1 protein-coding gene is annotated in these 1,359 nt (G+C 67.3%); it reads right to left on the reverse strand.

Annotation, left to right across the window (positions count from 1 at the left end; translation table 11 throughout):
• Positions 1-118: 118 nt before the first annotated feature.
• On the reverse strand, positions 119-1,303 hold the full coding sequence (locus ACFU99_RS43845; RefSeq protein ID WP_384404401.1) for an IS701 family transposase: 1,185 nt from the start codon (positions 1,301-1,303) through the stop codon (positions 119-121).
• Between the last annotated feature and the right edge of the window lie 56 nt (positions 1,304-1,359).

Raw genomic sequence — 1,359 nt, forward strand, 5'->3', positions numbered from 1 at the left:
CTGTGTCCGCGTCGTTTGTAGTGGCTGATGCGGGCTTGGTGCTGGCGTCTGCGGCGCCAGGTTGACCAGTTGAGGATGTGGTCGACGGGTGGGGGCCGACGGTCGGTGAGGCGGGTGATCAGGCGTCTGATTTCGGCGAGGCTGAGGTGGATGAGCTGGGAGGATCCGTTTCTGCTTTATCGGTGTCGAGTTGGCGGGCGCGCAGGACGGTCAGGCAGGCGTGTGCGGCCATGGCCAACGTCATGTGGCGGTGCCAGCCCGGGTAGCGGCGGACCTGGTAGTCGTCCAGCCCGCACTCCTGCTTCGCGGTCTGGAAACATTCCTCCACCGCCCAGCGGCTGCCCGCGATGCGGATCAGCCCGTCCAGTGTGGTGCCGGCCGGGCAGTAGGCGATGTAGTAGGAGATTTCCTCGGGCCTGCTGACGCTGCGGCGGGCGAGAACCCAGTGCCGACGGTCCTTGCGGTGCCAGGGCCTGACCTCGACGCGGGCCCAGTCGTAGATCCGTCGGCCGTGGGCCCCCTCGCCGCAGGACCGGCGTTTCCACTTCTGCCGCGGCAGGCCGGGGAACAGGGCGTGGACGGGGTGGTCGAGGGCCCTGCGGGTGACGACCGTGTCGTGCCGGGTGGTGGCCATGACGTGGAAGACATCGGCCTGCTCCAGTTCGAAGCGCCAGCCCTTACTGAAGCCGTAGGCGGCATCCGCGGTCACCCACCCGAACGGGATCTTCTCGGCGATGGCCCGGCGGACCATCGCCTTGGCCATGGCCACTTTCGTCTCGAAGGCGACCTCGTCCCCGATGCCGGCCCGCCGGCACCGTTCCCGGTCATCCGTCCAGGAAGTGGGCAGATACAGCCTTCGGTCGATCAGCGTCCGCCCGAGCGGAGCCGCATAGGCAAGGAAGACGCCGATCTGGCAGTTCTCCGTCCGCCCGGCCGTGCCGGAGTACTGCCGCTGCACCCCCGCCAAGCGTGTGCCCTTCTTCAGGAAACCGGTGTCATCGACGATGAGCACCGCGTCCCGGTCACCGAGGTTGTCGATCACGTACCGCCGTATGTCGTCGAGAACCTCATCGGCGTCCCACCCGATCCGGTTCAGCATCCGGTGAAGGCGGTCCGGGCCCGCATGACCGGCCTCCTCCGCCAGGGTCCAGCCGTTCTTGCGCTGCAACGGAGCAATCAGGCCCCGCATATACGCCAGCGCCGACTCCCTCGGCTCCGACCGGTTGAACCGGTGCACGAACCGCTCGTGCACAGCCTCCAGTTCCCGCGCCCACAACCTGACATCAGCAAGGTCCCCACCCATAACCCACCAACGACCAACCTGACCACCAGTCACGGCAAAGACCGTTGCAGTACTAG

The sequence above is a fragment of the Streptomyces sp. NPDC057654 genome (assembly GCF_042800135.1).
Lineage (GTDB): Bacteria > Actinomycetota > Actinomycetes > Streptomycetales > Streptomycetaceae > Streptomyces.

Bases quoted from the DNA above. Each gene is read 5' to 3' on its own strand.
- ACFU99_RS43845 (WP_384404401.1), bottom strand. From the start codon at position 1,303: ATGGGTGGGGACCTTGCTGATGTCAGGTTGTGGGCGCGGGAACTGGAG.